The organism is Moritella sp. 24 (genome assembly GCF_018219155.1).
Classification (GTDB): Bacteria; Pseudomonadota; Gammaproteobacteria; order Enterobacterales; family Moritellaceae; genus Moritella.
Window position 1 is genome coordinate 35,812 of sequence record NZ_CP056124.1, and the last position, 23,162, is coordinate 58,973.

Genomic DNA, 23,162 nt, shown 5'->3' on the forward strand with positions numbered 1-23,162 from the left:
ATGAAAAAAATATCACCAGCACAGCAGGTGGCATTAGATAAGTTAATTGCTATTGGTAAACCAGCCACCAGCCAAGAAATAGGTGTTCAAGTTTCAACTATGTTTTCCCTGCAGCGTGCTGATCATGTAATAGCTGCAGAACGTGAAGAAGGTGAAACAGGTCGAGATTGTGAAGTGATTAAATGGAGCGTAACCCCTGGTTCTCGCTATGACGCAAGTAAATCTAAACCAGGCTGCGATATAGGTAATTAGAATGGATTATTTTAAATGGTTTGAGGATTTAATTGAATGCCCTCATTGCGAGCATAAGCATCGGCCAACCGGTTCGCACGAAGAAGATGATGGTGAATGGGAGTGCGCTAGCTGCGAGAAACCGTTTGATGTGTTAGTTGAATACACACCAACTTATTCAGTCTCTAAGCCTAAAAACTGGGCTGGCGATGACGTTTAAATAATAAGGTTTAATTATAGGGGATACACATCATGTGTAATTATACGGGTAATGATTTTGGGGCGCATTACGATGATGCCCAGTGTATTGACGGCTATTTGTGGGATATGGATAGTGGCGGTTGTGACGATAACGGTAATGTTTATCTTGATAGTGGCGGTGATATGCCATGCCCACAGTGTAACACAAGATTGCACACTTTAAGTTACATAGATGAAGTCGAAGAGAGTGGTTATATGTCTGTTGACCACCCATTTGTATTTCCTAAATCATTCCCTAAATTTGAAGAGTGTAAGCCATCTGAACGTAGATTATTAAAGCGCTACTGGATGCGTGGAAGGAAACAGCGTATTAGTGAAGAACTTAAACATACTTAATGTGGAAAAATTAGATGATAAAACTAGAATATTTCAATGGTGAAAGCTGGGTAAGTTGTGGTGAATTTGGTAATGAGCGAATTGCATGGATTAGCTTAGGCGGTGATGACTTCAATTACCGAACTGTTGACGATTCGGGCGTTGTTTTAACTGATAAATCAATCTAGGAAACTTAGTGTGACCGATATTGCTCCTGCATCGCCTCGGCATCAAAAAAACATGTATATGAGGCAAAATAAAGTCTTAAAAGACAAGGTTGAGTCGTTAGAGCTTGAGGTTCTACATTATAAAGAGCAAATCGATAAATTGACGCTCGGTGATGTTCCTCAAATAGTAAAAAATTGGATGAATGAATACAGCTTACCGTGGGAAATTTTTTGGTGTTTTGAGCATGAAAAGTGGATTGCGGAACTAGATAATTTATTTCCTTATCACATGGAAAATTGTCGATGTGATAAGTGTGAATCTTGATATAGGAAATTTTGAATATGGAATATGGAAATAATTTACCTTGGTTTTTAAGTGAACTAGCTAACGCTGATGAAGATCAACTTGGTGATGGTGCAATTGAAGTTTACGGAGAGAATGACCAAGGCCAAGAGGGTAGTGTTGAAATTGAAATTACCGATTTAGCTAGCGCAGCATCAACACGTATTTTGGAGCTGGAAAGTCAATTGAACTGGCTGCTAAGTAAAGTTGGAATTGATGAAGCTGGTGTTTATTTGGCGGCGGGTAATTCTAAGTTAGATAATGAACTATCACTCTCAAATCTATCGAAAATAATCAATAAATCGTAATGGGAAACTGCTTATGGGACATGCCGAAGATATTTTGAATACTGATAAAAAAGCGTTTGTTAAGAATGTTCTTCCAATCTTTGATTGGTGTGCGAACTGCAATAATCCCTTTTATGAGTCTGTTGACGTAAAATTTAACACGAACATTAAACATGATGAATTTGACGTTTACATTCATTTTTTTATAGATGAAAAACATGGGGGAGGAAGTGATTTTGCATTTATTTATCAGTTCCACAGTGAAGATAGGCAGATAAAGATAAAAGCTATAATTAAAGACTTATTAAAAGTTAACAACCTTGTCGATTTCAAGCGTATTTTAAGTGGGATAGAATCAATTTAATAGGATGGTTTGGCTTATGAAAGATCATGAATTAGCAGAGCTGGTGAACGAAGTTACAAGGCAGGTTAAAGCGGTTTGCCCTAATTCACCACAATGTTTACGTGAAGTTATAGCTAAGGCTATTAAGTCAAAAATAAACAAATCTGAATAAAGGAAACTTTCAAATGCCTTTAACCGAACTATTGCGAAAGCTGAGAGCAAACCAAAAATCGAAGTTAGAAGAAGTCGCCAAGGCAATGAACATTTCGCGTGAAGAATATTTTCAAATAGAGAAAGGGTTACTAATTCCTGACCTCTACCATCTTGACGATGTGGCTAAGTTTTACGGCATTGATGCTTCGATTTTTAACCGATATTTTAAATAGGAAACCGAATGATGCAGAAAGTACAAGATAGATTAGATTTTCAAATCGAAACACCAAGCGATGCAGAACTGGCAAGGCGATTTGCGGAACGCCAAGCGGCATCAACCGTAAAGCCAACTTCAATAAGTAAGCACAAGCAACGTTGTAAAAAGAACGCCAAGAAACTAGCTAGATTAAACCGATAAATTGATAGTGGGAAACTTTGAACATGCCAATAAAGCCCAAAGAGTTACAGCTTAGTGATATGGTGCAAAAATACAGATTGGAAGATGGTGAAATGGTGAGAACGTCAGATATTGCCCCTGACGTTTATTGCTTAGTTGAAGATGCAAACCTCTTAATTGAACCACTTTTAAATGAACCTGATAATAAAGTATGGAAAAGCGGTGATGAATGTATCTATGACTGTATTAGCGGCACGTTAATCATAGAGCGCCGTGGGTGGTTTTTTAAACCTCACGGAATGATGCGTGTTTTTGAGGTTACTCAGGATAGGATTTTGAAATGTTAACGGTAAAATTTAGAAATGTGGGTTGGAACAATGCCTGTTTCGAAAGGCAATTCGATGGTGTTGTCAATGACATGACGGAAGAGTTTATCCTGCGTAACGTCAGAGAACATTGCGGTTCTCGCGACCTTGAGGCACTACTTCATAAAGGCGGGGATCACGGAATTATCATGGGTGGAATAAGGCAAATTGGTGAGTTTGAATTTGTCGAACTCGCCGATTAATTAAAATTATTATTTTATCGCTGTTGTTAGGATTAACTTCCTTTCAAATTAAAATAGAGATTGATAATGATGGATTTAATGTTACTGCAGTTGAATGAAATTGGATTAAGCGCTAATGCTTTTATTTGCTACCTAGCTGGTATCATTTTTTTGGCCTTTCGGATGTGTATGGCATGGAAGAAAGATTCTTCGGTAATGCCAGGTAAAAGCACTATTGAGGATCTATTGATTTTCGCCGTAATGGGTACTTTTATGCAAGCGCTCCATCTTAATTTAACTGTATACGTGGTGGATTACATCGCAGTAGGGCAGTGGGTGTTAATTGCCACACTGATTTTGTCATTATTTAACGGTAAGGCGAAAGAATTCATTAACAAAACAAAGGAGATTAATGAAGGGCCGTTTAGCAAGCTAATGGATAGGATTAAAAAAGAAAATGTAATCAATCGTTGTATGCTGATTATAATTTCAATCATTGCATGTTCTGTGGTTATATTGACGAACTTGCTTATCGTATTATTAGCATTTATATGCCTATGGCCACTTAAGTTAAGCTACACCTTAGTTCGTTTGGTTACTTGTCCTGATTGTAATAATTTCATGTGGAAAGATAAGCGCAAACACATGAATTGCGACTTAAACAAACAACTTAAAGCAGCCACTAAGCAATAGATATTTAGTGTGAACAAGGGGCATTCAAGCGTTCACGTTGCTTGTCCCTGTAGAAACGCCCCCCACTCATTTAGCATTCCAACTTGTTCATTCCAATATTTAGCCAGATTATAATGCGCCATTGTGCCTTTCATCGTGTGGTTGAATATCTTCTCTAAGATAAATTCAATACGTTCCCCTTCATGTCGGTCAACATTTCGAGAGTAAAAGGTTCGGCGTAAGTCATGTGGTGTAAAGTGCCTCATACCTAACGCCTTAAACGCAGCTGTAAGCGCCTCGTTATAACTGTTGCCTGATACGTTGCCGAATATCAATTTAAAGCGCCTGGTACGTGAATATTGCTCTTTAAGCAAAGAAATGGCGTATTCAGACAGGTGAACAATGTGATTGTCATCTTCTTTGTCATTGTTATCGCTGGTGGCCGTCTTAACTCGCTCCTGGGGAATGGTTAACGTTTTCCGTTCAAAGTCTATGTCCTGCCATTTTGCGTTAAGCACCTCGCTTTTACGTTGGCCTGTTGCCAATAGCAATAAACTCGCATTAACAAACGATGGATTTAACCCGGAGTGGTCCAGCTTAGTGACAAATTGCTCAAGTTCGACAAAAGATAAGGTTCTTTTTGTCCGACCGCCACGGGTACCGTAACTTGATACTTTACCGGCTAAAGGGTTGGCCATGTCCAAAAAACCCTTATTGATCGCATGTTGGTAGATGGATTGGAGTCGTTCCACAATTTTACGTGCCACAGTAGGTGCAATATTGGCCGTAATCTTGTGTATGTGTTTGGTCGTGATCTCGCAAGCTTGCAAACTTCCAACATTCGGTCTGATGTGCTTATTGATTATGTAAATAGGCTGCTCTGGTCGTTTGAGTTTAGATACATGTTCATCAATAAACATATCGGTAATGTCATTAATTGTTAACCGGCTCGCTAACTCTTCATCCTTAATTCGTTTCACTTCTGCAGCAGGGCAAATACCAGTGCTTAACAGCTTTCGCGCCTTGGTGTGCCTGTGTAATACATCTTCAAGTTCAGTGAATTCATAAGAGCCAATCGTAAACGTTTTGTTCTTACCTTTGTGGCTATATTTGTATTGCCAAGACTTATGGCCAGTGGATGAAACACGCAGATTTAACCCTTTCCCTACGTGTAATGAATAGGCTTTTTCACTTGGTTCAAATAGGTCAAAATTAGTTGAAAATAGTTTCAAATGTGGCATTTTGCTGGTCATTTCCTATTTAATGGGTGTGAAAAAATGAATTGTAGCAATAACAGTGTGTTATAAGCAAATATAAGATCGTTAGGTGTCCCGTTGGGTGAGTTTCAAAAAACGGTTATAGAACAGGTATATGTAAATTTGGCATTTGGCACAATCCATTTGGCACGTAAATATTTTTTGTGATATTTTTTGTGACATTTTTTATAGCCTATCTCATTGTTGTGTAACGCAACTTTTAATGGAATTTGGGCGTGCCATTTTATTTGGCAATGTTTGGCCGCGTAAAGATCAACCTGTGCAAGTTAGATCCTTAAATTTGGTGTTATAATCCAAAACATCGTTGTTAGGATGATTGGGATCATGAGTAAAAAAACGGATTGGCTTAAGCACTGTAAGCGTTTCTTGCAAAATGGCTCAACACCAGCTGAGCAAAGGGATTACGCAGAACGTCACCTCTTAAATTACAACACTTTTAGAAAGCGCCTGGCCGCGTACAAGAAGAGTGATACTTACAAGCGCAGCCTTGCTGCCACTGAGACTGTGCATGCCAAAATCAGGGGCGGTAAGGCAAAGGCCAAACGTGAAATTGCTGAAAGTCAGATTCCAAAGGAAATGACGCGCGGCGCACGCGTAGCAAAGCCCATGCCAGCAGCACACCCAGGCATTAAATATAATCAAAATGGTACCCGCTCATTTAGACCAGGTAATCGCGTAGCACTTCTACATGCTGAGTTTTTAAAAGGTGGTTTTCGCTCTCGTAATTATGAGTCTAGGGGCAAGGTTGGTATCGATGAAAACCTTGAATTGCTCAATACCCAATTCGCTACAATCCACGACACCGGTGCAGAGTTAATACATGACTTAGAGGCGCGTTACAAAGATAACGATCCCATCGTCCTTAAAGAAATGAACGCTACAGGCAAGGTTGTTGAACGTGAATTGTCACTAGCCGAGGCCCGTATTGAAATCGCGCAGCAAACGGCAATGCCGATGACTGAGATTTTCAAAGTGATGCTCGCGGGTGAGGTTAAATTAGCTGAGTTAGAGCTAAAAGATCGTGATGCCCCCATGTTCAGCAAGTTTGAGCAGTACCAAATAACAAAAGAGATCATCCAACAACGCATCGATGAGAAATTAACAGCGGGTGAAACATGCAGCATGTTTCTACTTGCCGGTGTTGAGCCCCCATCCATATTATCCCGCGAATATGAAATAGAACTACGCAATGCAGAGGCCGAACCGCCTAGCGATGATGGTATTACACCAGATCAAGCGTCCGAGCTTAAAAATCATTTAGTACAACGCAATTCAGACACCCCTGATTGGTTAGCCAAGCGCCGTGCTGAAAATGCTCGCGTATACGCAGAGTCAGCCGGTGTTGGTGATGAATTGATAACTCATAGTGAAGAGGTTGAAGATAGTGAAACGTAATAAAAACAGCAGAAAACAGCGTAAGTCATCACGGGTAGTAAATTCTACTGACCAGGGCTTGCATATGCCTGGTTCGACAACGACTAAGACACTGGCGACAAAGTGCGTGGCTATCGACCGCGCTTTTGCTGATGTAATCAGTAACATTGATATGGGTACCTGTGTGAAAAACCTCCCCAATATTGTTAAAGATAAGCGATATACCGAGTTATTAAGTAAGTATGGCGAGTTCTATGATCGCGTTCTGTTTGATTTTTTCGATAAAGATATGACTGGCCAAGAAATGTTGCTCGTAAATACAGTGTTCGCGGGTGATAGCACTAAGACCTGTGTTCAGCTTGATTTAGATAGTAATGATGACACTTGGATGGAACTGCAGAGCATGTTGCTTGTTAGTTATATGGTCCTTAATCCGTTGAGTCGTATTGTCATCATTTATTCTGGTGATAACGCCCCTGCAGCTATTTATAAGCAAATGACCAATATGGTTAAGCAGATAAAAATACTCATAACGAAAATGCCGTGGATTGGTGAGTATCTGTCAATTGTGGATAGCGGCCTAAAGATTAACTTACCAGGCACTAACAATTGGCGACTTACATTTAAGCACTACAAGGCTGGTGGAGAACTAAAGCTTACTGGTGAATCTAACCCTAAAATGCTGACGGTTCTAAACAATGCACATGACTGCACTTTAGATGCCTGGCGCGTAGTCCAGCTCGCACAAACAGGTTGTGATAATAAGGTGCTAGCAATAGGTGGTAATCCCATTGCAGGCACCGCATTTAATACCGCCATTGAAAGTCCTAACTGGGCTAAAGCACCATTGAAAACGCTCATTGAGGCGTAACAATGGCAAAGAAACGTCTTTCCTCACTCAACAGTGATTATCGCTACTTAGGCTTGTTAGAGCATTATTCCCATGATTGGGAATTGGCTATGTATGTGTTTTTTGGTAAGTACCCCGATCATCAACAAAGGCTGATGCTTAAAAGTATTTTCCAAGAAAATGCGAGAACCAGTGTGGCCAGTGGCCACGGTACCGGTAAGTCAGATTTGATTAGCATGATCATCATCATGTTTATGATCTTCAATCCTAAGTGCCGTGTTGTTGTTGTCGCCGCAAAGCTGCAGGTGGTGAAAGACTCTGTGTGGTCAAACTTAAACGCTAACTTTGAGGCACTTGAAAAGCGGATGCCCTGGGTGGCGCATTACTTTAAGATCACCGATGTTAACTTTTACGAGAAGTCACAAAAGAACGTATGGCGTGCGAGTGCGAAAGGCTATCGCATCAACAATGAACAAACACTAGCTGGTGAGCATAGGGACGTAATGCTTACAGTAATGGAAGAGGCCAGTGTTATTACTGATGCCGCCTTTCAGACTATTTTAGGCGCCCAAACTAGCCGAGATAATCGTGTTGTAGCACTGAGCCAGCCAACGCACAGTGGCGGTTTCTTTTATGAAACTCAGCACTCTCGCTCAAAGTTAGAGGGCGGTATGTGGGATGCAATGACGCTGCGCTCTGATGAATCTGAGTGGGTACAGCCAAACTTCATCCTTAACTGCCTAAGTGATTATGGTGGTTATGATTCACCAGAGTTTCAAATTAAAGTGTTAGGTCGATTCCCTGCCAAGCAAAGCTTATTCTTATTAGGCCGCACAGAGGTTTTAGGCGCAGTCGGTTGTGATGTTGAACTAGGCGATGATTGGGGGTGGGTGGCTACGATTGACGTTGGTATTACGCGAGATAAATCGGTTATCAACATTAGTAAAGTAAGCGGTGATATTGGTCCTGATCGTGTAGTTAAGAATGTCATGTTAATGGAAATGGCCGCTGATTACGGTACCCAAGCATTTGCACGCCGCGTGATCGCGGAATGCTGCAGTGGACGTTTTCCTAATATTACGATAGCGATTGATGCCGATGGTCCTGGTCATCCAATTTGGGAACATATTGTCGAGCTGGTGGAAGATGGTGGTTATGATGATGTCACCGTATTGGCTATTAGATGGGGTAAGCCACCGTTTACCAAAAAACAAAAAGATAGATTTAAAAATCTGCGTGCGATGGCGCATGTATTTGCGGCTGATGCTATCCGGGCAAAACGCATGTCTATTGATAGTCAGACTAAAACAGTTGAACAGTTCTGTAAGTTACCAGGTGGTCTGAATGGTTCTGGCCAGTGGATAATGATGTCTAAACAAGACATGAAACTTAAGATGCAAATTGCATCACCGGATAGATCTGATACTTACTGCTTTACTCAAATTATAAATTATAAGGCCGCATCAATCGAAACTAGCTTTTTCAGTAGTGATGATGCCGATGATTATAATGAATGGTTAGGTCTTGATGCCGATGAAAAAGAATATGAACCGGCAGATGGCGATTGGGATAAAATCAATCATTCTGACGATGATGATCACGATGAAAGTTATTGGGATGATATTGAAGAGGGTGATATTGCAATTAATGAGCAAGCGAGAAAAGAGTTGGAATTATTAAATTATACTGATTAAAACTTTTATATTTTACAACTTTTAAAAGTTAAGTAATAGAGACTCAAGAAACATTGAGTCTCTATCATTTTTTCTAATTAGAATTATATGTATCTTTTTTACTTTCTATAACTGCGTGCTGACTAAATCCAGCTCTCCTCTTTGCGAGGTCTGAATCTGACTTTTTAAATAGCAGGGCGTTGGGCGCACCAGAGTAAGGTATATTCATTAAGTCTTTGTAAATACTTCTAAAGTTTATCTTTCCTTCTTTTTCAGGGCCTAATGTTGGAGTGAGTATATTGGGCTCTTTAAAATCTTTTCCTGATATGAATACGCCTGCAGTTGTTAACCTAGTTCTTTCATCATCCATATTGTCATAGTAAATTCTGAGCGTTATATCTTGAGCTGCTACAGATCTTAATATGTAATCTGTCTCTTCACATTCTTTGAAAAAGTTTATTTCTTCTCTGAGTTCTATCGCTTGGAGTCTATGAGAAGGAGTATCATATCTTTCTGAAACACTTAATTTTCTAGTAAGACAAGCGAGTATTTTTTCTTGGGATATAGCTCTACTAGATATGGCATCGTTAACCCATATTCGAACAAGTGCGACATTTTTTGAATATGTTGGAATTGATAAATTATTACGTTTTTTACCTGTGGCGCAAAACTCAGTAATCGCATCGTTTATTTTAGTGATGCTTTTTATCGCAGATTTTATTTTACGCTCGGCCTCTGCGCTTTCTACAACATAAAGTCTTTTCTCTGCTTTTTGACCGTTCGCGTTCGGTGCGAAAACTCGTCTTGATTTATTAGATTCGTGCAGATCTTCTAATTCTAGTTTGATTCTATCTTTGGCTGCTTTAAGATCAGCTAAGTTAGTTATTATCATTATTTCGCACCTTGACGTTAGGGTTGTATACCGTCTTTACATTTTGTTTTCAGAATCAGCCAGGCTGGCTTTTCAACTTGTCTTTTAGTGATGACTAGGTAGTAATTTTCTATTTATTACTGAATACCTCCAAAGAGGTCAAAACCGGTCATCTTCTACTTATTGTAGCACCTCGGCACACTTTTACCCATTTTTTAGACCTAAAATCAAAGTCACTTGTTAGGATATGTATTCTTGAACTAGATGGTGCGGTGTGTGAAATCTGAGTGTTTTCTCGGGTGATTCTAAGTAATAAATCAGTATAGTGGGCTGCTAGGTTCAAGCATACCTATTCTTGAACCTAGTGTTTACTTTATTTATCTTGTAAATAAAATTAATACCCTTTAAAATCAACATCTTAATGTCGCTTATTTTATAACAGTGGTTGAGATTGCCAACTCGTAAAACCACCTGTTTTTTTTGATGAACCCTATAAATTGACCGTTTTATCTACGCTAAAAAATTAAGTGCAACATGCAGCACTTAATATCTTGTGTTGTTGTCACTTTTGAATCATAATCACAAAGTGTAATCTGCAACATGCAGCACTTATATTTTTTGTTAATTCACTATATTGTAAAGGGGGATAAATGGCCCGTTCATTTAAAATGAGTTCGTATGAGGCAATTGTTGTTTGGGGTAAGGTAAAGTCAGATCTTATTAATGCAGTTGGTTTTGGTTGTGATTTTAGCCGTGTTGCAAATGACGATATAGGAAATCAAATTGCAGGGCTTAGTGGTGATGAATTAGAGCTTTATTTAAAGGATTATTCTATCTCGCTAGGGGAAGTATTAAAGCCGGACTACTTAAAATCATTGCGATCTACAATGCGTGCAAAACGTAGTCGTGAAAAGAAAATGCTAGGTGAAAACAAAGTAAGTAGCATGACATTGGATATAGGCTTGAAAGAAGAGATTAACTTGCTGGTGGATCACATTAACGCCGATCCTGATAATAAAAATCGAGTGTACCAAGTTGACGTTGTTCGTATGGCCATTGCTGATCTTACGGCCAAGACATTTAAAGTTGATGAAGACTAATCACCGATAAACATTTTCTGATATGCTTTGCTCGACCAATTTAATTGCGTGCATGTCAGCGCTAAAAGGAATTGTAAATTATGGCTTGTATACAGTCGTATCCGCCAAGAACTATAAAAGAACTTCGAAATATATTACAACTTGTTGACAGTTCGAACCCTGTTGTAGCACTTATGTTGGAAATGAGTGCGCTTACTGGCCTTCGTTATTCTGACTGCTCAACATTAACAATTAAAGAAGTGACCATTAACGGTGTACTTAGAGAGTCAATTTCAGTCGTACAGAAAAAAGGTTATAAAAAACGGTTGTCATCTGGCATGGCTGAACCTGCAGCGAGAAGAGCTGCGACAGTGCGGGTTAGCTTTTCTGACCAAGCGAAGGAGCTTATCGAGGAGGCTGTGAGATTAAACCCTGGTGGCACACTATTATTTGAATCGGACAGGAAAAGAGGCTTTCCGTATTCTGCGCAGTATGTGAATAGAATACTTAAAAGTGCCGCTGTTAAATTAAAGCTTACTTATCCGTTGTCTAGCCATAGTTTTCGTAAAGCGTTTGCGTTAATGCTGATAGAGAATGGTGCAAAGTCTCACACGGTACGAGACTTACTTGGCCATGCGTCATTAGCGAGTACAGATCATTACCTAAGTACGTTCATGTCAGATAATGACGGACATGTGGCTAAGTTGAAGTTTTAATCTTATTACGCAATCGATAGCTGATAGCGTATCGAATCGTATCCCGAAAATCCGTTTAAACGAGGTCTTACAATTAGGCTGTGCCAGGCACCAAACTCGGTGAAGTCAGCCATTTTGTTTTCAATGGTAGCTCCCTGCAGTGGAGTTACCATTACATCACATCTAAGATCACCCCTTTCAGATTTAAACTGAGTCCCATTTTTTGCTTGGTATTCTATTGGTTTTTCGTTCATTATTTCTCTAGGCATTGTTGCGTCCCCCACTAATGATGTCCGGTCATGTTAATTTTTTGCCGTGTCTTTTTTCGGGGTTATTTTTCGTCTAAATCCAAAGCCGGTACCAACTAATGAACCGCTAATATAAATGCCAGTCGAGCCAATTGATACACCTAAATATCGACCTCCCAGGCGAAATGAAAAACTCTTCTTACCAATTCTCAACGTTAAGAATGGCAGTATTTTAATTTGTTTTCTAAATGTAATTTGAGTCTTTTTTGTCACGTTATACTCGCTTATTATCAATTGTTAATGGTGAAACATGCAGCACCTAAATGGGTGTTTTATGGAGTTTAAACTTATGTTGTGTCATTTTAGCTAAATAAATAAATGTGAAACATGCAGCATGTTATTAATTATGGCTATAATATTAACATGAAACATGCAGCACTTGTCATTTTGGTTATTTTACATGCCCTAACTGGCTGAAAACTTCTTTAAATTTGTCACCGTTCGGTCCCATGTAAGTGATTAATGTTCCTTTGGTTACACTTTTAGTCATCTCACCGTTGGGCTTTCGGTAATTGACTCTACCATTTGGATAGCATTGTAAAAAAGGGATTAGCGGGAGCATCCAACCCTCTGACATTGAAGAGAACGTCACGATAATAGCCTCTTCGACATTACCTTCATTGAATTCATTTACCATTCTGTGAGTCCATTCTCCGGTACTTGGAATTGCCTTTTTAATGTGATGGCCGCGTCTACCCTTACCTGGCTTACAGTTCTTTTTCTTGCACTTGCTTGGCTTTAAACAAGCATTTTCGCCTTTATGAAATGGCGGGTTCATAAACATGGTGCCAAACCAAGGTTGAGCTAAACCATCCTTTTCAATGTCGTAATAAGCATTTGCCTTGACCGTTTTATTCGCTACTTCACAACTAGCAGGGTCGAGTGATATGTGGCCAAGAACCTCTCTTGCCAGTTCTACTATGTCCTCTGGTGTGTAGTAATCGAATGAGCCGGAGCTTTGGTTTATGAGTTGGTCTGCTGACATGTTAATGTTGCCTAAATTGAGAGATAAAATGAGTCAATGCCGTGTAGTGAACGATTTAGGTGATGCAGGTCACACTAGCTACCGTTGCACGAAACGAAACGCTATAACATCCTAACAACGATGTTCGCCTATAACAAATGTTAAACAATAATACTCCTGTCTAATTGAGTGGAGTGGTTATAATGATTGAAACACGAGGTCGTATCGGCGGTTATGGTAGAACAGGTCGGTTTTTACAGGTTGCAGAGTTCGATAAATGGTATGATTCTCAGACCATTATGAAAGTATTGAATGATAATGGTGATAATGCAAAGTACGGTAATGCTAAGACTGTGTTTGAGTCATTGGACCGCGCTAAATGCCATTCAACAAAGCGTAGATGTAGAGCTAAACGACCTCAAATCATGCTGTTAAAGCCTGTCCATAAAGTGCGTCCTGTGCCTGATGAACTGCTCAACATTTGTGGTACAAGCATAAAAGATTACCTAACAACATTCATGTTAACCAGCCACATGGGGGCAGAAGTGCAAGGAATTAGACGAGAATACCGTAAGAACGATAAGAACCTGCGTGCTATAGCAATGCAGCATAGAGATAAGATAGCGATTAATTTTGATGGTACTTATTACTCGATAGCAGGGTGGGAAATGGTGGACAACATAGTTCGTGTACTATTTAAAGTGGTACCACACCACCAGCTATATATAGATCGTAAAGGTAAGCACCGTTTTTCGTGATAAACATCATCCTAACAACGAGGTTTTAATATAAGTGTTTACATTTGGAGGGTAGGTGTCGTATTATGCGTTGGCTGACAGCGGTATTAGCCACGTAAGCTTGATTTAAAATGATTCTGACCCTGTATACAGCGTTATTTTAAGCTTAGTGAACAGCTCTCTATAAGTATGATTATATGTAATAAGACCAAAGCCACTTAAACCATATTAAGTGGCTTTTTTTTGCCCTTATTTTATCGCTCAAAACATAATGGGAATTACAAAATAGGAGCTGGTAATGGATAAGAAACTTCACATCGTGAGTGCTGGTAAGTCGGAAGTGAGCATCACCGCCGGTTATCGTAAGAATATACTTTTCGTGCAAAGCGTTACTGAAAAAAAGATACAGTCACAAGCTGATTTCGCTAAATTCCGCAATAACATGCAAGTATTTAAAAAGCGTGGCTTTCTAGTGTCTGTGAATGAGACTATGCCCCGTTATGCACCAGGCTTTAACAACTGCAACCTATCTGAAATAGACGCAAACGGTCAACCGCGCCTGGTTGCAGCGTTAACAGCATATCAATACCTGCAGAGCCGTAGTGCGATCCAATTTGCAGAAGGCGTGCGTAGTATTAGCGTGCCTCACAACGTATATGACAAAGAAGTAAGCGACAAAGGTGTCGTATCTTACCGTATTGATTGGGATAGCATTTCAGAGAACGCTATCGCAATGCTAGCAACTGTCTACAACTGCTTTAATCACTCCTCAACAGAAGAAACATACCTAACAACAGTGTTCGGCCTATTGAACAAGAACCGCAGACATACAAATAGCATGGCTAAATTTACCAGGGGCAACCTATGAGTAATGTTTACTCTCGGTTATCAGATATGTCTATTGAAGATGATGTACTGCGTGTCGAACTCTATAAGAAGGTATTGAACTACATAGAAAGTACGGCAAATATTGATGACATTATTTTATATGAAGTAAAGGAAGATGAACAACATCGCCCCGACTTATTAGCCTACCGCGTGTTTGGTAATGATGATTTACGTTGGTTAGTCATGCTGGTGGCTGGTATCGATGATGATTTTGAGGCTATACCTGCAGGCTATGATCTTGCCTTTCCACCACTTGCCATTGTTAGAACAATGATTCGAGAGGTGCGAGACAATGCCACCAGCTAAATTAGAACTCGAAAAGAAGAGTAGTGGGCGTTATCACACTGCTGGGCTTGATTCTAAGCAGTTTATGCAAGCGTTTGAGAAAATACGCAAGCAGAACGCCAAGACGAGGCGCAGTGCCAAACGCACCATAACGCCTTCGGTACTCAAACAAAAAGGCACCAAGGACCTTGCACGGCTTGGTAAAAAAGAAGATGGCTCAAATTTTACCAGGGAAGATCTCCTCGCACTGGAAAAATCGAAGAAAGACTTTGAGCGCCGCTATGATCGCAAAACAGCCGGTATTAGTTACGCACAGATAGTGTCTGCATCACGTAGCATTGATATTAAACGAGCTAATAACCAGGTAACAGATGGCTCCGGTATCACCAAGGCCCACGTTGTTGCTATCAAGGCTAACGTTGTAAAGTTTCGTGTTAAGGCCTCACTCAAAAATGGCGATGACGATCACATGGTCAACATACGCATAGAGTCTTGGGATGACTTCATGCAAGAGGCCGAAGTCTCAACTAAAGGTTATCAAAAAGCGACAGCCAAGGCCGTTCGTGACCGTTTATCACTCTCTTGCGACTGTGGCCGTCATCAATACTGGTATCGATACCTCGCAACCATTGGTAATTATTGCGTTGCACCACCTAAAGAGTTCTCGCCTCCTAAAGTGCGCAACCCTAACTTTACAGGCGTTGCATGTAAGCACGTATTGCATGTGGTTAATAAGCTGCAGTCACCGACTTGGGCTAACCAGCTCGCTATCCAAATGAAGAAACAAGCCAGTAAAACCGGTTACGGTGATGACAGTCGTTCTAATCATATATTCAGTGATGAAGACATCAAAAAGCAAAGCAAGACACGTAAAGGCAAGATTGACCACAAGGCAATGCAGGCTGAATTTAAGAAGTATGAGAAACGCCAAGCAGCGTTAGGTAACAAGCTTAAGCGCGATAAAAAAGAGATCGATAAGCTGCGTAAAGGTATGACTAAACGCCTTGGCCAGCTTGAAAAAGCAAAACGCCAGGTAGCTAAAGAGAAAAAATCGAAAGGTGATCTAATTCGTTTCTCATTCCCGATGTTTAAAGACACGCATAAAGACAAGAACTGGTCGGATACTGAGTTGCGAACTCAATTCTCTAAACAGACCGGTATCAATATTAAAGTAGTGGGGGCGGTATTAGATGACAAGTGAAGTTAAGTTAAAGCCACGGTTTAATCAGCATGAAATATTAAACAAAGTAATTCGTAATGATTGGATAACAGCAATTGAAAGTAACCCTGATTCGTTCCAGGCGTTGTTATACACGCCAATTGAAGTGACAGCGCAAGTTGAAGACTCCGATTATGAAGAGGTCTTATTCAACAAGCTTGATACAAACCAGCAGGCTCTTGAGTATGCCGACCCTGTGATCGTATCGGTATTAGATAACCCTGATGATATGGCACCGCTAGTGCTTGAATCTGGTAGTGAGGCTGTTAATAACTTTGAAGAGCCAATGGCGCTGCGAATTGGTCGTCATAACGTGCCGGTGGGTAGCGTGCTGGAATGGGAAGAAGTGGCAACCGAAGATACAACTCGCCGTTGCTGGTGGTACGTGCATAGCGGTGTAGCACTTGGAACAACGCTATCTGCAGTGGTTCACAATGTAATTCCATGTCGGGATTTTGAAGGAATGAATAATGGAGAATAAAAACAATGCTGGTCGTTATGTCACTCAGTCTAACAATGGTGCTGCTATACCTAGTTACTCTAATGATGACTACTCAACTAATGAAGTGGCTTTTAATGGGCTACTGGAAGTGTCGCACCTTACAGACATCGATAACGCTATTGCGAATAAGATAGGCGCGATTATAAATCGTCTGCACATTAGCAGCCCTGACCATGTTAGAAATAAACGTTTGGCCTTATTCGCGGCCCGTCCTATTAACGAAAAGCTAGCAATGGGTGAGTTTGAATCACCGCGCCGGTTCTTAATGACGCTATCTAAACAGCGTAGTAATAATACAGGCCAGGCAAAGACAAATAACGTACAGCTGCCTTACTTGTATGTCACTCGCGCACCAGGTATTTACTTTGCGGAGCCCGAAAAATACAAAGATGCCAGTAACATTGCAGATGTATGTGATAGCACAGGTACCTTGATAGGCCAGCTCGACCAATCCGTAACAGCTCTTACATACCAGTTGAATATTGTCGGTTGGCAAAACGATAATATTGACGCTATCGCCATGTTGATCATGTCCTGGTTACGCCATACACATGAAGATCATACGTTCACCGCTAAAACAGTGCTGGGAGGCATACCCTACGAGCTTGGTATTGAAGTGACCGACCGCCATTTAGTGACTGCAGAAAGTGCCAGCGTATCTTTTGAAGAAGATAAATTACGCGCATTGTCCGTTACGTTAACGGTCGATGCAGAAGTGGCCATCATTAGATACGGCTCAGAAAGTACCGCTAAGATTTTAGCCGGTAGTATTTTATGAGTAATCAAAGCGCCATGTTCGCGCAGTCATTAAAGATTAACGGTAATGACATCGATGTTAATCGCATAGTGTCACTTGCTTATACTGAATATCTCGACTTAAGCGGTCCTACTATCATTCTGCAGGTACGCGATGAACAATCATTTATCGTTGATAACTATGGGCTGGTGGCTGGTACCGAAATAGAAATAGGCATGGGCGATGTGCATGGTATTGGTGATGCGCTCTTTACTGAAACATTTACGACCATGTTATACCCAGTAAAGAATGGCGTGATCACGATTGAGGCGTTCCAAAAAGATTGCTACAGCATTAAGACACCCGCCTCTCGATCTCAATTTTTCACTGATAAGTCACCCTCTGAAATAATCAGCGCCTTAATACCTGGTTTAAAAATACAAAGCAGCGTTAACGGTAAAGGTGTTTATCACTTGAACCAGGGCAAAACGCCTGCGAGGTTATTGCGTGATATGGCAAGAGACTTCGCAGCTGCGTGTTGGATATGCAGGGGAACCGTATATTTCAAGTTACTTTCAGAGATAGTCGCTACGCCTGCAGCGTTAACACTAGGGCTTAATTCTAAAACCTGTGATGTCGATATACAGCGCTTTAACAAGATAAATAACAGTGCTCTATTTGAACGTGTTGCGTATAAGAATTTTAGTAGCTGGGATACAGAGTTAGGCCACCAGCGTTCGGGGGTATGCCAAGATAAACCCTTGGTGGTCGTTGCGTACCCGCTCACTCCCGTTCAATTAGCCAATCAATGCGTATACATACAACCGATGTTAGATGTTGTTGTCGTTGGTGATACCAATTTCACACCAGGTATCAACGTAGGCCTAGATGTGATCAAGTTATCCCATGATGCAGAGATAGATGAATCAGTACCCGCGACATTATTCATCCATTCAGTGACGCATTACGCCCAAGAAATGAAATATAACAACCGAATGATACTAGGAGCGCTTAATGTCTGATGATCGTAACAATGGTGCGCTACGTGATAAATACCGCGCTAAAGTGGTGAGTATCACACATCCTAAAGGTTGGCATAAAGCCAAGGTACGCGTGCTGGTTCTATGGGACCACATTGAAGATGACGATTTACCCTGGGCAGAGTATTTATTGCCATTAGGTGCAAGGAGTAAAGAGGGCGAGGCAATGCCCTGTAAAATTGATGATCTTGTCTGGTTGGAGTTTCCTATTTCGGGCGATACACGTTCGCCACTTATTGTCGGTTCTTGCTACCGCATAATAGAAGGTGAGAGTGAATTGCCGCAAGATTTATTCAAGCCGGTGTATGAACATAAGCGAACAGGTAAACAGCCACCAGCACCAACGGCAGCTTATGGTGATAGTACCACAGACCTAAACGGGATCCTAAATCAGATAACAATGAATGGTGCCTGGTGTTTAACACACAAAGCCACGGGTACCGCGGTTAACGTTACTAAAGACGGTCAGTTAGTTTTGCACACTGAGGGGGATAGCTTTAGCTCTACAACCGGGACTCACACAGAAGAAGTGACGAAAGATTTAATCAGTAATGTGGGCGGCAAATTAAACGTGCACGTTATTGGTGATGCGTTAATTAAGGCTGACGCGAACTTAACCGTTGAGGCTGGTGCGGATATGTTATTAAAGTCCGGTGGTAAATGTACTGTCGATGCGGGTGGTCCTCTGATGTTAAAAGGTTCTATGATAAGCGGTAAGTCGGGAGGTGGTTATGATTTCAAATAGCATGTTGAAAGGTGGCCATAATGTCGTTTGATAGCAATATGCGCTACTTACGCTGTGACGCTGTATTTCTTGCCAAGGTTTATATTGTGTCGCGTGATAGTGAGCTATGGGCTCAAGGCGTAAGAGTTGGCGACCTTATTCACTGTAAAAAATTAGATGTTGTTGCTGGTGGCCTTTATTCGCGTGCTAGCGTGATCTTAAAACAAGAAGATGGCACCATAAAAACAATCATCATTACCGATGACACAGATACGCTTGTAGAGTGGTTTGTTTATGAGCGCTCAATTAAAACATTAATCTAAGGAGAGTTATTATGCCAAGTGCAGCAATGGTAGGGTCTTTATGTGTGGGACATGGTGATTTCCCAGCGCGAGAAACCGTGGAAGGTGAGCCGAAGTTTTTAATCTATGGCGTGCCGATACACTGCACTGGTCACGCATGGTTGCCGCACACTAACTCAGTGGGTGTTACTCATGGTGGCAGTGGTATCGGGAGCAGTAAATTTATGGTGTTTGGGAAACCAGCTTGCATGGTCGGTGATTCGGTTGATTGCGGTTCACCTATTGCTACGGGAGAAGATCGTTTCCAAATATCCTAACGGATAGTGTATTTATCATCACGGACAATGGTATGATCATAACGTATAGCACGGCGAACATAACGCATAGTGCAGAAGAGCTTAACGCATAGCGCGATGACTTAAATTGAAAGTAAGGGAGTTTTGATGACAAATGTTAAACCGCCAAAAATCAGCGCCGCCACGTACCAGGCAATATTAACGTTTGTTGAAGGTCAGGATGAACCGGTGTCGGTAAGCCAAATCGCAATAGGGACTAATGTTGACGAGTCAGTAATACGCCGTGCGATAGGCCCACTATACAAGAACTCTGATTATTATTTTTTCAAAGCGAATGAGAACGGTAATTTATTTGCCCGTTATTGCTGTATCAAACGTAAAGATGGTCTTGAGCTTGATGTAGTGGCGTTGTTGTTTTCAAACAGAGCTGCAGAGGCCTTAGCTAAACATAAAGTATTAAGCAGCCGTCATTAACCTTTACCATCCTAACAATTGAGTTTAAATAAAAGGAATGTATGAGTATTCATTTAAACGACATGAAGATAACCGACTTTGAAGTGTTAGAGCAACCAAACGGGACCTTTAAAGTTATTGCGATGGATACCGTGGCAAACGTGTATGAGCATAGTCATCCGTTCCTTACACGCAAGCAAGCTAATACGATGTCGATGAAGATAATTGACGCTTACACAGATTTAGCGCCGATGCACTGGCGTTACTCTGCAGAGTTAACCCACTCAGTCGCAATGGGTGTTAATACCGGTAACGTGTGGTTATTTAAAAAAAGCAGTGGGATTACAGTTAACTTTAAGAGCTGCAGACGCTAATAGTAATTGAAATAGCCGACATCAAGAGACATAATGACAATATGTATACTACAAGATGGCATTATGTCGATATATGAGATTTCATAGAACCACGGAAGGTGAGTTTACACGCCTTATAGAAACAAAAACAATCCTTAAGTTGATCGCACAAGAGAGTGAAGTGGTACCGGATAAATTCTGCCTTGTTGGGATTAACCCGCATGAACGGATAGGCTACGCAATTCGTCATGGCCGAGTTGATGACTTAAGAACCTGGCGACTAGATAACCTGGTCAAGTTCCTCAAGAAACAATCTCAAATAATCCCACTCGAAGTGCAATATAAATAGTATTTTAGTAAGTGAACACATTTAATCAATATTAAGTTATAAAGCCCCGGATCATGTCCGGGGCTTTTTTGTGAGCAAAATAAAATAACCAGACCTCAACAGTGTAAAGTCTAGTGATTACACTAAATCTGACACGAGGAGCTTGCAATAAGCGTAAGATTTACCGTACAATCAGTGCATAAAATCTTACAGAGTGAATAACCATGACATTTACAGCTTATATTCGAGTTTCTGACGCAAACAAAGCTGATGGCGAAAGCCAGAGAGCAGCTATCCAGTCTTACGCTGTCAAAAATGGCCTCGCTATTACAAAGTGGGTGGAAGAACATATTTCAGCGACTAAGACAGACATTCAAGATCGACAACTGATGTCTAGCATTAACAATCAAGAGAAAATCATAGTAACCGACATTACCCGATTAGGCCGTAACAAGGTAATGGCGCTAATCGGGATCATAGGCTCAATCAAGGAATTGCACTTAGCCTATGACGATAGAGTTATAAACGATGACAATAGAGATAATGCTGAAACGATATTCTGTGTTGTAGGGCAATCATTCGCTAGTGCCGTAGAAAGTAAGAAACGTAGTGAAAGAGCTGTAGCTGGACATGCCAGAAGAAAAGCAGCAGGCCTGCAGATAGGTCGAGCCCCTGGTGCGATAATTAAATCCAAGTTAGATATTCATTCGGCTTTAATTTTAAATGAATTGTCAAAAGGCACCGCCAAAACAAAGATCGTAGACATCATTAAGGCGACAGGAACAACTTGCACGCGACAAGGGCTCTATGAATGGATAAGCAAAAGAACCATAACGTAATATAACCACCTCCAAACAGGCCACTAATTAAGTGGTCTTTTTTTTACCTTTAATTTAGCACCCCACTTATAAACCCTATTCTAACGGGCTTTAACAGCCACCAGCCCATCGAAAAATAAATAAAAAAAACTGTAATCATTTTACTTTTATTTTATCGCTCAAATTATGCTTTAAGCATGAATTTATGGACCAAGTGATAGTGAGAACATTATGTTTTACGGATTATCAGATAAACATCAAATCGTAGAATTAGCCCAGGCAGTATGCGCCGTACTCGGTGACGGTAATGGTTTTGCTGTTAGCTTGCTGGTGGAGACTTGCGCTGCAGAAACACTACTAGGTAAAGCAAGAGACAATACGCTTTATGGTGCCGGTGCCGGTGTTAGCCAAGTGGACTATGGCACGTTTGCCTGGTTACAAGAAAAGTACACGCCACGCGACCTTGCTGCCCGTATCTTCGATGTATTCAACATCGACCTTGGTTTAGTGGCATACAAGGAACTTGATTTTAGCCCTCTACTATCGCTTATCTTTTGTCGCCTACGTTATATGACGGTAACAGCACCTATCCCGACAACCCTATCTCTGCGTGCCGAATACTGGAAAGAGCATTACAACACCTCTGCAGGAAAGGGAACACCAGAAGAATACATATCACGCTGCCTATCATCGGGCGCAGTTGAAGTATTAACGGACGCTAAATAGGTAATCGCCAATGCTGAATCCTGATCTACTTCCTACAGACGAATTAACAATGCCATCACCAATCAGTGATGCAATTGTTCATGCTGCAGTAACCGTGCAAGGCATCATGGCCGAAATGCTCGGTGACTGCACGTATGAATTCGCTCGTTTATCAGAGCAGCAGCAAGATAGCGCACTTATCAGCATTGTGAATTACCAAGCCTTATCTTCTCGCCTACTTACACCAGCACACTTGCACGACATCAATATGGAAAAGTTGATAAAAGCAGGATGGTCCAAAGGTGAGTTAGACATTGAGAATAAGCACACGCCTATGCTGTGTGACTTCCACCAATTACCAGGCAAGGCGCAGGCATTTATTCAAGCGATGTTCTCCGTACTTAAAACAATGGTATTTAACATCGAAGAGGCCAGCGCATGAGTATTGCAGCAGCAGCATCCGTATTAGTGTCATTTGCACCTACCTTGATTGACTGGTTAACCGGTGATGACGATCCCGTAGCACAAAAAGCGATTGATATTGCTAAGGCCGTAACTGGTAGCCCTTCAATTAATGACGCTATCGAGGCGTTAACAGGCGATACAACATTAAGCACTGCATTTAATGAGCGCGTTCTTGCCAATAAATTTCAGTTTGAATTGTTACTGGCTGATAGAGCCAGTGCAAGACAGAACTACCCGAATAGTTATAAGCAAGCCGACAGCATGGCTGATCGCGTTATGCGTCAAAACTTACCCTTATCCGTACTTATGGTTGGCGTTCAAATTGGCGCGACTTATTTCTTACGAGAAAGCCCCGCACTACTAAGCACTGCAACAGCAGCATGTACTTGGGTTATCAAGCACTTACTTGATGAACGCAAGGAAGTTGTTGGTTTTTATTTTGGTGGCGCATTGTCGCGTGACACATCAAAAAAACCCCTTTAAAAATATCCTAACAATGGAGTT

At 41.0% G+C, this 23,162-nt stretch carries 40 protein-coding genes; 35 read left to right on the forward strand and 5 right to left on the reverse strand.

Translation table 11 applies throughout. From position 1 onward, the window contains the following. The 13 genes from HWV00_RS21000 to HWV00_RS21055 all read left to right on the forward strand — a co-directional run bounded on the left by HWV00_RS21000 (position 1) and on the right by HWV00_RS21055 (position 3,737). Positions 1 to 252: a hypothetical protein gene (locus tag HWV00_RS21000; protein ID WP_211687014.1), complete on the forward strand. Its 252-nt coding sequence runs from the start codon at positions 1 to 3 to the stop codon at positions 250 to 252. 1 nt (position 253) lies between these two features. Beyond that, positions 254 to 451: a hypothetical protein gene (locus tag HWV00_RS21005; RefSeq protein WP_211687016.1), complete on the forward strand. Its 198-nt coding sequence runs from the start codon at positions 254 to 256 to the stop codon at positions 449 to 451. A 32-nt stretch (positions 452 to 483) separates the two neighbouring features. Continuing rightward, complete coding sequence (locus HWV00_RS21010; RefSeq protein ID WP_211687019.1) at positions 484 to 828, forward strand: hypothetical protein; 345 nt, start codon at positions 484 to 486, stop codon at positions 826 to 828. A gap of 14 nt (positions 829 to 842) precedes the next feature. Then, a complete protein-coding gene (locus tag HWV00_RS21015; protein ID WP_211686757.1) occupies positions 843 to 995 on the forward strand; it encodes a hypothetical protein in 153 nt (50 codons plus the stop codon). Between the two features lie 10 nt (positions 996 to 1,005). Further along, positions 1,006 to 1,299: a hypothetical protein gene (locus tag HWV00_RS21020; protein ID WP_211686760.1), complete on the forward strand. Its 294-nt coding sequence runs from the start codon at positions 1,006 to 1,008 to the stop codon at positions 1,297 to 1,299. A gap of 17 nt (positions 1,300 to 1,316) precedes the next feature. Further along, a complete protein-coding gene (locus HWV00_RS21025; protein WP_211686763.1) occupies positions 1,317 to 1,625 on the forward strand; it encodes a hypothetical protein in 309 nt (102 codons plus the stop codon). A gap of 13 nt (positions 1,626 to 1,638) precedes the next feature. Further along, positions 1,639 to 1,968, forward strand: coding sequence for a hypothetical protein (locus HWV00_RS21030; RefSeq protein ID WP_211686766.1), 330 nt, complete (start codon positions 1,639 to 1,641; stop codon positions 1,966 to 1,968). Positions 1,969 to 1,984: 16 nt separating this feature from the next. Beyond that, a complete protein-coding gene (locus HWV00_RS21540) occupies positions 1,985 to 2,119 on the forward strand; it encodes a hypothetical protein (protein WP_255555050.1) in 135 nt (44 codons plus the stop codon). 13 nt (positions 2,120 to 2,132) lie between these two features. Continuing rightward, entirely contained in the window at positions 2,133 to 2,333 is a 201-nt protein-coding gene (locus HWV00_RS21035; RefSeq protein WP_211686769.1) for a helix-turn-helix transcriptional regulator, read from the forward strand. Positions 2,334 to 2,341: 8 nt separating this feature from the next. After that, positions 2,342 to 2,518: a hypothetical protein gene (locus HWV00_RS21040; protein WP_211686772.1), complete on the forward strand. Its 177-nt coding sequence runs from the start codon at positions 2,342 to 2,344 to the stop codon at positions 2,516 to 2,518. A 23-nt stretch (positions 2,519 to 2,541) separates the two neighbouring features. Next, positions 2,542 to 2,844 carry a hypothetical protein gene (locus HWV00_RS21045; protein ID WP_211686775.1) on the forward strand — a complete coding sequence of 101 codons (303 nt, stop codon included), beginning with the start codon at positions 2,542 to 2,544 and terminating at the stop codon, positions 2,842 to 2,844. Then, a complete protein-coding gene (locus HWV00_RS21050; RefSeq protein ID WP_211686777.1) occupies positions 2,838 to 3,065 on the forward strand; it encodes a hypothetical protein in 228 nt (75 codons plus the stop codon). The genes HWV00_RS21045 and HWV00_RS21050 overlap by 7 nt, the downstream gene beginning before the upstream one ends. A gap of 66 nt (positions 3,066 to 3,131) precedes the next feature. Further along, a complete protein-coding gene (locus HWV00_RS21055; RefSeq protein ID WP_211686780.1) occupies positions 3,132 to 3,737 on the forward strand; it encodes a hypothetical protein in 606 nt (201 codons plus the stop codon). 32 nt (positions 3,738 to 3,769) lie between these two features. Here the strand turns inward: HWV00_RS21055 and HWV00_RS21060 are convergent, their stop codons facing one another. Continuing rightward, complete coding sequence (locus tag HWV00_RS21060) at positions 3,770 to 4,957, reverse strand: site-specific integrase (RefSeq protein ID WP_211686784.1); 1,188 nt, start codon at positions 4,955 to 4,957, stop codon at positions 3,770 to 3,772. Between the two features lie 360 nt (positions 4,958 to 5,317). Between HWV00_RS21060 and HWV00_RS21065 the strand changes: the two genes are divergently transcribed. The 3 genes from HWV00_RS21065 to HWV00_RS21075 all read left to right on the forward strand — a co-directional run bounded on the left by HWV00_RS21065 (position 5,318) and on the right by HWV00_RS21075 (position 8,911). Then, a complete protein-coding gene (locus tag HWV00_RS21065; protein ID WP_211686786.1) occupies positions 5,318 to 6,388 on the forward strand; it encodes a hypothetical protein in 1,071 nt (356 codons plus the stop codon). Positions 6,389 to 6,452: 64 nt separating this feature from the next. Then, the gene (locus tag HWV00_RS21070; protein ID WP_211686789.1) at positions 6,453 to 7,238 is read left to right on the forward strand and encodes a hypothetical protein; all 786 of its coding nucleotides are present in this window, start codon (positions 6,453 to 6,455) and stop codon (positions 7,236 to 7,238) included. 2 nt (positions 7,239 to 7,240) lie between these two features. Beyond that, complete coding sequence (locus HWV00_RS21075) at positions 7,241 to 8,911, forward strand: terminase (protein WP_211686792.1); 1,671 nt, start codon at positions 7,241 to 7,243, stop codon at positions 8,909 to 8,911. 73 nt (positions 8,912 to 8,984) lie between these two features. On the opposite strand, the gene HWV00_RS21080 is transcribed toward HWV00_RS21075, so the two are convergent. Continuing rightward, the gene (locus HWV00_RS21080; RefSeq protein WP_211686795.1) at positions 8,985 to 9,782 is read right to left on the reverse strand and encodes a hypothetical protein; all 798 of its coding nucleotides are present in this window, start codon (positions 9,780 to 9,782) and stop codon (positions 8,985 to 8,987) included. A gap of 629 nt (positions 9,783 to 10,411) precedes the next feature. Here HWV00_RS21080 and HWV00_RS21085 point away from each other — a divergent pair. Both HWV00_RS21085 and HWV00_RS21090 read left to right on the forward strand, forming a co-directional pair. Continuing rightward, complete coding sequence (locus HWV00_RS21085) at positions 10,412 to 10,861, forward strand: hypothetical protein (RefSeq protein ID WP_211686797.1); 450 nt, start codon at positions 10,412 to 10,414, stop codon at positions 10,859 to 10,861. Positions 10,862 to 10,941: 80 nt separating this feature from the next. After that, on the forward strand, positions 10,942 to 11,556 hold the full coding sequence (locus HWV00_RS21090; protein WP_211686799.1) for a tyrosine-type recombinase/integrase: 615 nt from the start codon (positions 10,942 to 10,944) through the stop codon (positions 11,554 to 11,556). 5 nt (positions 11,557 to 11,561) lie between these two features. On the opposite strand, the gene HWV00_RS21095 is transcribed toward HWV00_RS21090, so the two are convergent. The 3 genes from HWV00_RS21095 to HWV00_RS21105 all read right to left on the reverse strand — a co-directional run bounded on the left by HWV00_RS21095 (position 11,562) and on the right by HWV00_RS21105 (position 12,828). Next, entirely contained in the window at positions 11,562 to 11,804 is a 243-nt protein-coding gene (locus tag HWV00_RS21095; protein WP_211686802.1) for a hypothetical protein, read from the reverse strand. A gap of 33 nt (positions 11,805 to 11,837) precedes the next feature. Next, positions 11,838 to 12,056 (reverse strand): DUF4236 domain-containing protein, encoded by a 219-nt coding sequence (locus tag HWV00_RS21100; RefSeq protein WP_211686805.1) that lies wholly within the window; start codon positions 12,054 to 12,056, stop codon positions 11,838 to 11,840. 178 nt (positions 12,057 to 12,234) lie between these two features. Continuing rightward, positions 12,235 to 12,828, reverse strand: a complete 594-nt coding sequence (locus HWV00_RS21105) for a hypothetical protein (RefSeq protein WP_211686808.1) — start codon at positions 12,826 to 12,828, stop codon at positions 12,235 to 12,237. 182 nt (positions 12,829 to 13,010) lie between these two features. On the opposite strand from HWV00_RS21105, the gene HWV00_RS21110 reads away from it, so the two are divergent. The 17 genes from HWV00_RS21110 (at position 13,011) to HWV00_RS21190 (ending at position 23,141) form a co-directional block, all read left to right on the forward strand. Further along, the gene (locus HWV00_RS21110; protein ID WP_211686811.1) at positions 13,011 to 13,565 is read left to right on the forward strand and encodes a hypothetical protein; all 555 of its coding nucleotides are present in this window, start codon (positions 13,011 to 13,013) and stop codon (positions 13,563 to 13,565) included. 277 nt (positions 13,566 to 13,842) lie between these two features. Further along, positions 13,843 to 14,412: a hypothetical protein gene (locus tag HWV00_RS21115; RefSeq protein WP_211686814.1), complete on the forward strand. Its 570-nt coding sequence runs from the start codon at positions 13,843 to 13,845 to the stop codon at positions 14,410 to 14,412. Then, a complete protein-coding gene (locus tag HWV00_RS21120) occupies positions 14,409 to 14,738 on the forward strand; it encodes a baseplate wedge protein 53 (RefSeq protein WP_211686817.1) in 330 nt (109 codons plus the stop codon). Before HWV00_RS21115 ends, HWV00_RS21120 begins: the two co-directional genes overlap by 4 nt. Further along, positions 14,725 to 15,918 carry a phage tail protein gene (locus tag HWV00_RS21125; protein WP_211686820.1) on the forward strand — a complete coding sequence of 398 codons (1,194 nt, stop codon included), beginning with the start codon at positions 14,725 to 14,727 and terminating at the stop codon, positions 15,916 to 15,918. The genes HWV00_RS21120 and HWV00_RS21125 overlap by 14 nt, the downstream gene beginning before the upstream one ends. Further along, entirely contained in the window at positions 15,908 to 16,417 is a 510-nt protein-coding gene (locus HWV00_RS21130) for a hypothetical protein (RefSeq protein ID WP_211686823.1), read from the forward strand. The genes HWV00_RS21125 and HWV00_RS21130 overlap by 11 nt, the downstream gene beginning before the upstream one ends. Then, a complete protein-coding gene (locus tag HWV00_RS21135; protein ID WP_211686826.1) occupies positions 16,407 to 17,216 on the forward strand; it encodes a hypothetical protein in 810 nt (269 codons plus the stop codon). Before HWV00_RS21130 ends, HWV00_RS21135 begins: the two co-directional genes overlap by 11 nt. Further along, positions 17,213 to 18,196, forward strand: coding sequence for a hypothetical protein (locus HWV00_RS21140; protein ID WP_211686829.1), 984 nt, complete (start codon positions 17,213 to 17,215; stop codon positions 18,194 to 18,196). Before HWV00_RS21135 ends, HWV00_RS21140 begins: the two co-directional genes overlap by 4 nt. Beyond that, positions 18,189 to 18,959, forward strand: coding sequence for a phage baseplate assembly protein V (locus HWV00_RS21145; protein ID WP_211686832.1), 771 nt, complete (start codon positions 18,189 to 18,191; stop codon positions 18,957 to 18,959). Before HWV00_RS21140 ends, HWV00_RS21145 begins: the two co-directional genes overlap by 8 nt. A 20-nt stretch (positions 18,960 to 18,979) precedes the next feature. Then, positions 18,980 to 19,261 carry a hypothetical protein gene (locus HWV00_RS21150; RefSeq protein ID WP_211686835.1) on the forward strand — a complete coding sequence of 94 codons (282 nt, stop codon included), beginning with the start codon at positions 18,980 to 18,982 and terminating at the stop codon, positions 19,259 to 19,261. A gap of 11 nt (positions 19,262 to 19,272) precedes the next feature. After that, positions 19,273 to 19,557, forward strand: coding sequence for a PAAR domain-containing protein (locus HWV00_RS21155; protein WP_211686838.1), 285 nt, complete (start codon positions 19,273 to 19,275; stop codon positions 19,555 to 19,557). A 126-nt stretch (positions 19,558 to 19,683) separates the two neighbouring features. Continuing rightward, on the forward strand, positions 19,684 to 20,010 hold the full coding sequence (locus HWV00_RS21160; protein ID WP_211686840.1) for a hypothetical protein: 327 nt from the start codon (positions 19,684 to 19,686) through the stop codon (positions 20,008 to 20,010). 41 nt (positions 20,011 to 20,051) lie between these two features. Further along, entirely contained in the window at positions 20,052 to 20,363 is a 312-nt protein-coding gene (locus HWV00_RS21165; protein WP_211686843.1) for a hypothetical protein, read from the forward strand. Positions 20,364 to 20,436: 73 nt separating this feature from the next. Further along, positions 20,437 to 20,691 carry a hypothetical protein gene (locus HWV00_RS21170; RefSeq protein ID WP_211686848.1) on the forward strand — a complete coding sequence of 85 codons (255 nt, stop codon included), beginning with the start codon at positions 20,437 to 20,439 and terminating at the stop codon, positions 20,689 to 20,691. 203 nt (positions 20,692 to 20,894) lie between these two features. Further along, positions 20,895 to 21,509 carry a recombinase family protein gene (locus HWV00_RS21175; protein WP_211686851.1) on the forward strand — a complete coding sequence of 205 codons (615 nt, stop codon included), beginning with the start codon at positions 20,895 to 20,897 and terminating at the stop codon, positions 21,507 to 21,509. Between the two features lie 210 nt (positions 21,510 to 21,719). After that, positions 21,720 to 22,214: a hypothetical protein gene (locus HWV00_RS21180; RefSeq protein WP_211686854.1), complete on the forward strand. Its 495-nt coding sequence runs from the start codon at positions 21,720 to 21,722 to the stop codon at positions 22,212 to 22,214. 10 nt (positions 22,215 to 22,224) lie between these two features. Beyond that, positions 22,225 to 22,635, forward strand: a complete 411-nt coding sequence (locus HWV00_RS21185) for a hypothetical protein (RefSeq protein WP_211686856.1) — start codon at positions 22,225 to 22,227, stop codon at positions 22,633 to 22,635. Continuing rightward, on the forward strand, positions 22,632 to 23,141 hold the full coding sequence (locus tag HWV00_RS21190) for a hypothetical protein (protein ID WP_211686858.1): 510 nt from the start codon (positions 22,632 to 22,634) through the stop codon (positions 23,139 to 23,141). Before HWV00_RS21185 ends, HWV00_RS21190 begins: the two co-directional genes overlap by 4 nt. Positions 23,142 to 23,162 lie beyond the last annotated feature (21 nt).

Excerpts from the sequence above, each read along its gene's own strand:
- HWV00_RS21000 (WP_211687014.1), top strand. The coding sequence starts at position 1 with ATGAAAAAAATATCACCAGCACAGCAGGTGGCATTAGATAAGTTAATT.
- HWV00_RS21005 (WP_211687016.1), top strand. The coding sequence starts at position 254 with ATGGATTATTTTAAATGGTTTGAGGATTTAATTGAATGCCCTCATTGC.
- HWV00_RS21010 (WP_211687019.1), top strand. The coding sequence starts at position 484 with ATGTGTAATTATACGGGTAATGATTTTGGGGCGCATTACGATGATGCC.
- HWV00_RS21015 (WP_211686757.1), top strand. The coding sequence starts at position 843 with ATGATAAAACTAGAATATTTCAATGGTGAAAGCTGGGTAAGTTGTGGT.
- HWV00_RS21025 (WP_211686763.1), top strand. The coding sequence starts at position 1,317 with ATGGAATATGGAAATAATTTACCTTGGTTTTTAAGTGAACTAGCTAAC.
- HWV00_RS21030 (WP_211686766.1), top strand. The coding sequence starts at position 1,639 with ATGGGACATGCCGAAGATATTTTGAATACTGATAAAAAAGCGTTTGTT.
- HWV00_RS21540 (WP_255555050.1), top strand. The coding sequence starts at position 1,985 with ATGAAAGATCATGAATTAGCAGAGCTGGTGAACGAAGTTACAAGGCAG.
- HWV00_RS21035 (WP_211686769.1), top strand. The coding sequence starts at position 2,133 with ATGCCTTTAACCGAACTATTGCGAAAGCTGAGAGCAAACCAAAAATCG.
- HWV00_RS21040 (WP_211686772.1), top strand. The coding sequence starts at position 2,342 with ATGATGCAGAAAGTACAAGATAGATTAGATTTTCAAATCGAAACACCA.
- HWV00_RS21045 (WP_211686775.1), top strand. The coding sequence starts at position 2,542 with ATGCCAATAAAGCCCAAAGAGTTACAGCTTAGTGATATGGTGCAAAAA.
- HWV00_RS21050 (WP_211686777.1), top strand. The coding sequence starts at position 2,838 with ATGTTAACGGTAAAATTTAGAAATGTGGGTTGGAACAATGCCTGTTTC.
- HWV00_RS21055 (WP_211686780.1), top strand. The coding sequence starts at position 3,132 with ATGATGGATTTAATGTTACTGCAGTTGAATGAAATTGGATTAAGCGCT.
- HWV00_RS21060 (WP_211686784.1), bottom strand. The coding sequence starts at position 4,957 with ATGCCACATTTGAAACTATTTTCAACTAATTTTGACCTATTTGAACCA.
- HWV00_RS21065 (WP_211686786.1), top strand. The coding sequence starts at position 5,318 with ATGAGTAAAAAAACGGATTGGCTTAAGCACTGTAAGCGTTTCTTGCAA.
- HWV00_RS21070 (WP_211686789.1), top strand. The coding sequence starts at position 6,453 with ATGCCTGGTTCGACAACGACTAAGACACTGGCGACAAAGTGCGTGGCT.
- HWV00_RS21075 (WP_211686792.1), top strand. The coding sequence starts at position 7,241 with ATGGCAAAGAAACGTCTTTCCTCACTCAACAGTGATTATCGCTACTTA.
- HWV00_RS21080 (WP_211686795.1), bottom strand. The coding sequence starts at position 9,782 with ATGATAATAACTAACTTAGCTGATCTTAAAGCAGCCAAAGATAGAATC.
- HWV00_RS21085 (WP_211686797.1), top strand. The coding sequence starts at position 10,412 with ATGGCCCGTTCATTTAAAATGAGTTCGTATGAGGCAATTGTTGTTTGG.
- HWV00_RS21090 (WP_211686799.1), top strand. The coding sequence starts at position 10,942 with ATGGCTTGTATACAGTCGTATCCGCCAAGAACTATAAAAGAACTTCGA.
- HWV00_RS21095 (WP_211686802.1), bottom strand. The coding sequence starts at position 11,804 with ATGCCTAGAGAAATAATGAACGAAAAACCAATAGAATACCAAGCAAAA.
- HWV00_RS21105 (WP_211686808.1), bottom strand. The coding sequence starts at position 12,828 with ATGTCAGCAGACCAACTCATAAACCAAAGCTCCGGCTCATTCGATTAC.
- HWV00_RS21110 (WP_211686811.1), top strand. The coding sequence starts at position 13,011 with ATGATTGAAACACGAGGTCGTATCGGCGGTTATGGTAGAACAGGTCGG.
- HWV00_RS21115 (WP_211686814.1), top strand. The coding sequence starts at position 13,843 with ATGGATAAGAAACTTCACATCGTGAGTGCTGGTAAGTCGGAAGTGAGC.
- HWV00_RS21120 (WP_211686817.1), top strand. The coding sequence starts at position 14,409 with ATGAGTAATGTTTACTCTCGGTTATCAGATATGTCTATTGAAGATGAT.
- HWV00_RS21125 (WP_211686820.1), top strand. The coding sequence starts at position 14,725 with ATGCCACCAGCTAAATTAGAACTCGAAAAGAAGAGTAGTGGGCGTTAT.
- HWV00_RS21130 (WP_211686823.1), top strand. The coding sequence starts at position 15,908 with ATGACAAGTGAAGTTAAGTTAAAGCCACGGTTTAATCAGCATGAAATA.
- HWV00_RS21135 (WP_211686826.1), top strand. The coding sequence starts at position 16,407 with ATGGAGAATAAAAACAATGCTGGTCGTTATGTCACTCAGTCTAACAAT.
- HWV00_RS21140 (WP_211686829.1), top strand. The coding sequence starts at position 17,213 with ATGAGTAATCAAAGCGCCATGTTCGCGCAGTCATTAAAGATTAACGGT.
- HWV00_RS21145 (WP_211686832.1), top strand. The coding sequence starts at position 18,189 with ATGTCTGATGATCGTAACAATGGTGCGCTACGTGATAAATACCGCGCT.
- HWV00_RS21150 (WP_211686835.1), top strand. The coding sequence starts at position 18,980 with ATGTCGTTTGATAGCAATATGCGCTACTTACGCTGTGACGCTGTATTT.
- HWV00_RS21155 (WP_211686838.1), top strand. The coding sequence starts at position 19,273 with ATGCCAAGTGCAGCAATGGTAGGGTCTTTATGTGTGGGACATGGTGAT.
- HWV00_RS21160 (WP_211686840.1), top strand. The coding sequence starts at position 19,684 with ATGACAAATGTTAAACCGCCAAAAATCAGCGCCGCCACGTACCAGGCA.
- HWV00_RS21165 (WP_211686843.1), top strand. The coding sequence starts at position 20,052 with ATGAGTATTCATTTAAACGACATGAAGATAACCGACTTTGAAGTGTTA.
- HWV00_RS21170 (WP_211686848.1), top strand. The coding sequence starts at position 20,437 with ATGAGATTTCATAGAACCACGGAAGGTGAGTTTACACGCCTTATAGAA.
- HWV00_RS21175 (WP_211686851.1), top strand. The coding sequence starts at position 20,895 with ATGACATTTACAGCTTATATTCGAGTTTCTGACGCAAACAAAGCTGAT.
- HWV00_RS21180 (WP_211686854.1), top strand. The coding sequence starts at position 21,720 with ATGTTTTACGGATTATCAGATAAACATCAAATCGTAGAATTAGCCCAG.
- HWV00_RS21185 (WP_211686856.1), top strand. The coding sequence starts at position 22,225 with ATGCTGAATCCTGATCTACTTCCTACAGACGAATTAACAATGCCATCA.
- HWV00_RS21190 (WP_211686858.1), top strand. The coding sequence starts at position 22,632 with ATGAGTATTGCAGCAGCAGCATCCGTATTAGTGTCATTTGCACCTACC.